This window comes from Escherichia sp. MOD1-EC6300 (assembly GCF_002965045.1).
Lineage (GTDB): Bacteria > Pseudomonadota > Gammaproteobacteria > Enterobacterales > Enterobacteriaceae > Escherichia > Escherichia coli_F.
In genome coordinates, this window is the sequence record NZ_PTRH01000077.1 from 1 (window position 1) to 299 (window position 299).

General features: G+C 49.2%; 2 tRNA genes. Both read right to left on the reverse strand.

The window, feature by feature from the left end:
• Positions 1–76: transfer RNA gene (locus tag BGE37_RS24885), tRNA-Lys, on the reverse strand.
• Positions 77–222: 146 nt separating this feature from the next.
• A tRNA-Lys gene (locus BGE37_RS24890) sits at positions 223–298 on the reverse strand.
• Position 299: the final 1 nt, after the last annotated feature.

A 299-nucleotide genomic window follows, 5' to 3' on the forward strand; every position in this document is an offset into this window, starting at 1 on the left:
TGGTGGGTCGTGCAGGATTCGAACCTGCGACCAATTGATTAAAAGTCAACTGCTCTACCAACTGAGCTAACGACCCATACGGGTGTTACCTGAATGATTTCTACTCGGGACCAATCTTTAATATTGGTGGATCGTGCAGGATGACTCGCTTCGCTCGCCCTACGGGCCGTTGCTGGCGCAACGTTATCCTTCACGCTTAACATCTGAGTTTGATGTTAAAACTGGTGGGTCGTGCAGGATTCGAACCTGCGACCAATTGATTAAAAGTCAACTGCTCTACCAACTGAGCTAACGACCCG